Here is a 3,560-nt window from a genome sequence, read left to right as displayed (position 1 = left end):
GATAGACTCTAATTGATTTAATTTCTAATTTCCTTTAATTTTTCAACAAGTTTTTCAGCCATTTCTTCAGGTTCACCTATGATGATTTCATTATTCTTTTCGATTGTTGGGGTAAATATTTTTTCAACAAAAGTCGGGGAGCCGTCCAAACCGATCATATCTTCGTCAAGGTGAAGGTCTTCAAATGAAAATGTTTTAATCTCGGCGCGTTTCGCTTTCATTTTTGTTCGCAACGAGGGAAGACGAGGTTCGTTAATATCTTTTACCACGGTGATGGCAACCGGAAGTTTTGTCTTGATTACATCATATCCGTCTTCCATCATCCGCTGAACAGTAATTTTTCCGTCAGCAATCTCTTCAATCTTTTTCACGAAAGCGATTTGAGGGATTTTCAGGTGAGTAGCCACACCCGGACCGACCTGAGCCGTATCGCCGTCAATGGCTTGTTTGCCGAAAAGAATTATATCATAACCGCCAATCTTATCAATGGCTGCTGCCAGGGTATAACTTGTGGCAAGCGTATCCGCACCGGCAAATTTTCTATCGGTGATTAAAATTGATTCATCCACTCCGAGTGCAAGAGCTTCTCGCAAAGCAGATTCTACTTGAGGAGGTCCCATGCTGATGACTGTAACTGTGCCACCATGCTTTTCGCGAATTTGCAAACCTTCTTCGATTGCATACATATCAAATGGGTTGATGATGCTCGCAACACCCTCACGAATAATTGTGTTTGTGTCGTTATTTATTTTTATATCCGTTGTATCCGGAACTTGTTTTATGCAAACGATAATATCCATGTATTTTCTCCTGTGTTTTTACATTTCACATTTTCCTTTTTTCTCCGAGTTCTCGGTGTTCTTTGCCTGTTTTGTGGAATGCTCCTTTTGTTATATTCTGTCATTGTGAATTTTTTTTCTAAAGAAAGTTAACTAAGGCAAGAAAAATTGCGGATTCATTGCCCTTCCCTGCAGACGAACTTCAAAATGAAGGTGAGATCCTGTCGAATTACCCGTGCTTCCAACTTGTGCAATAGTTTGTCCTTTTGTGATCTTCTCCCCTTTATTTGCGATGTTTTTTTTGTTATGTGCATAAACCGTCATCAGTCCGTTATCGTGTTTTAAAATAAGCACATTGCCGTATCCTCTTTGCCAATCAGAATAGGCAACCTCTCCGTCCAAAACAGATTTTATTGGAGTCCCGTTAGAAGCGGCTATATCCAATCCGTTATGTGGTTTTCCATCTTGTAATCCAAATGGTGAAGTAATTATCCCTTTGCAAGGCCAGATCAAACCATATTTCTTAAATTCGTTTTTGGATAATTTTTTAGGCTTTTTCAAATATTTTTCAGTTGAATTTTTTTGAGGATTTAAGTATAATTTCTGTCCGGTAAAAATTGTATTTGAGGCCAAATTATTGTAATCCTTAAGTTCATAAACCGACAGCTTATTCTGTTGAGCAACACCGAAAAGCGTTTCCCCCTTTTTTACAATGTGATATTTTGTATCTTGTGTAATTTTTGTTTTTGGGGATTCTGTGGATTTTTCTATTACTTTTTTTGGGGTTTGGGAATAAGTTTCAGATCCGAGTTTTAGCAAAATTTTATCCCCGGGTATAATTGTATATGAACTAAGGTGGTTATAATTCATCAAATCAATAATCGTAAGTCCATACATTTTTGAAATCCGGTATAATGTTTCACCTTTGTGAACTAAATGAAAACCGCATTTCGGTATAGCCCGAATTGTAACGTAAAATTCAGCAGTAGATTCTCGGTCCTGCAAATATATTTTTTGTCCGATAAGAATTTTATTTGAATCAAGATGATTAATTCTTTTCAGATCTTCCACGGTTGTCTTGTGCTTTTTGCTGATAGAATAAAGAGTTTCATCCTTACGAACAATGTGATATTCGAGTGATTCGGTAATATATTTCGGATTATGGGAAAATCCGAGTAGTAGTGGGAGGCAAAAAAGCAATAGAAGATATTTAGAAAGAGATATTGAACGCTTCATAATTAAAAGCATCTAACAATTCCTCAATATCAATAGAATTAACACGTGAAGATGGTGGACCAATTCGTATTTTTTTTAAAAAATTTTCAATATCAGATGATTTTGCTTGAGCAACTATTTCCACATTACCATTATATAAATTTTTTACATAGCCGTTTATTCCATACATTCGTGCTATAGTTGTTGTGTAAGCACGAAAAGAAACCCCTTGCACCCGTCCATGTACAATAAATTTTAAAGATTTAATTTCTTCTTCCATGTCCTTCTCCATTAATAGATGAAAGAAACAATGTCCCTCAACCAGTTATTTAGAAGTAAGATAGAAATAACAAAATCTATAAGATGATTTTGCTGAACTCAAATAAAAAAGTGATTAAAAATTTTCCAATAGATTTTGCTCGGATTCGACTTCTCTCAATTTATTGATTTCAACGCTTGAATAATAAATTTTCAGAGATATTTTGGCATTATCCCCAAGAAGGAATAATTGTATTTCTGTTTCAGGAGTTGACCAATCCGAAATGTAATTTAGATTTATAACAAGATCACCTTCGCCAACATTCACTTTGTTAGTTTGTTTATTCGAATTCCCATATTTTTGAGTTAAAATGTCTTTCAACTTTTTAAAATCTCGAATGTAAAAATTTCTGTCAATGTGTGGATTTTCAAACAAGTATGTAGCATCTATAAGCTGTTCCTTATAGAATTTATATTCAATCGTACAATCCATCTCTGCAATAATATCTTGATAAGAAAGTGAACTGTCACTTTCATCAAGTAATTTTGCAATTTCGGAATTTTTTACTTCCATCATACTCATACCCCAGTTTAAATTCCGAAAATCTGCAGCATGAACAATATTAACAAAAAGTAAGACAAACAAGCTGCCAAACAACAAACGCTTCATCCATATTTTCATTTTTAACTCCCGTTGTTATTAATAATTTTTGATTATATCGATTAAAAAATCGATAGGGCTTTTATAGAATTTTGTTTTTCAAAAATCGTTATTGTGTCAAGTTTCATAAATATTTCATTCAAAAAATATCTCTTTATTGACAAATAAGCAACTAAAATTAGTTTTTAGATTATAAATGATTGATTAGATTTTTGAAATATTACATATGGGGGTGACATGGTTTCGACAGGGATTTAGGAGCCAAATAAGCATACCGGTGAGATCACCTTATTCCGAAAATTATGGTGGTACTTAAATTGAAACGCAGATGAAAATCTTGCATTAGCTGCTTAAACAAGCAGCTCATTTGTATTGATGTTGCCATTTGCATCTTTACAAATGCCGAATTAAATGGCTTTGATCTTGTGATGTCTATAAACGAGATTGAGCACTTATAGGCTGGTTCGATGTGATCTTGTTGTTTGGAAAACGCCGAATAAGACAAACTCAAATAACTAAGTATGTAGAAATTTTGGTAGCCGGATTTTTGGACGCGGGTTCGATTCCCGCCACCTCCACCAGTCTTCGTTTTGAGCGAAGCGAAAATCGAAGACTGCAACGGCGTAGTTCGATAGAACGAAGCCGTG

The 3,560-nt window shown here is 34.8% G+C and carries 4 protein-coding genes and 1 other RNA gene; 1 reads left to right on the top strand and 4 read right to left on the bottom strand.

Going from position 1 to position 3,560, the window contains the following annotated elements; genetic code table 11:
• Positions 1-17: 17 nt before the first annotated feature.
• The 4 genes from U9P79_00245 to U9P79_00230 form a co-directional block, all read right to left on the bottom strand.
• Positions 18-800, bottom strand: coding sequence for an electron transfer flavoprotein subunit beta/FixA family protein (locus U9P79_00245; protein MEA2103063.1), 783 nt, complete (start codon positions 798-800; stop codon positions 18-20).
• A 132-nt stretch (positions 801-932) separates the two neighbouring features.
• Positions 933-2,027, bottom strand: coding sequence for a LysM peptidoglycan-binding domain-containing protein (locus tag U9P79_00240; protein MEA2103062.1), 1,095 nt, complete (start codon positions 2,025-2,027; stop codon positions 933-935).
• On the bottom strand, positions 1,990-2,274 hold the full coding sequence (locus U9P79_00235; protein MEA2103061.1) for an acylphosphatase: 285 nt from the start codon (positions 2,272-2,274) through the stop codon (positions 1,990-1,992). The genes U9P79_00240 and U9P79_00235 overlap by 38 nt, the downstream gene beginning before the upstream one ends.
• Positions 2,275-2,388: 114 nt before the next feature.
• The gene (locus U9P79_00230; protein ID MEA2103060.1) at positions 2,389-2,934 is read right to left on the bottom strand and encodes a hypothetical protein; all 546 of its coding nucleotides are present in this window, start codon (positions 2,932-2,934) and stop codon (positions 2,389-2,391) included.
• 207 nt (positions 2,935-3,141) lie between these two features.
• Between U9P79_00230 and ssrA the strand changes: the two genes are divergently transcribed.
• Positions 3,142-3,494, top strand: a transfer-messenger RNA (tmRNA) gene (ssrA, locus tag U9P79_00225).
• Positions 3,495-3,560: the final 66 nt, after the last annotated feature.

This window comes from Candidatus Cloacimonadota bacterium (genome assembly GCA_034661015.1).
GTDB lineage: Bacteria > Cloacimonadota > Cloacimonadia > JGIOTU-2 > JGIOTU-2 > JAYEKN01.
This window is presented reverse-complemented; position numbering and strand designations above follow the sequence as displayed.

What these genes read in the sequence shown, in the direction of transcription:
- U9P79_00240 (MEA2103062.1), bottom strand. Translation starts at nt 2,027, where the DNA reads ATGCTTTTAATTATGAAGCGTTCAATATCTCTTTCTAAATATCTTCTA.
- U9P79_00230 (MEA2103060.1), bottom strand. Translation starts at nt 2,934, where the DNA reads ATGAAAATATGGATGAAGCGTTTGTTGTTTGGCAGCTTGTTTGTCTTA.
- U9P79_00235 (MEA2103061.1), bottom strand. Translation starts at nt 2,274, where the DNA reads ATGGAAGAAGAAATTAAATCTTTAAAATTTATTGTACATGGACGGGTG.
- U9P79_00245 (MEA2103063.1), bottom strand. Translation starts at nt 800, where the DNA reads ATGGATATTATCGTTTGCATAAAACAAGTTCCGGATACAACGGATATA.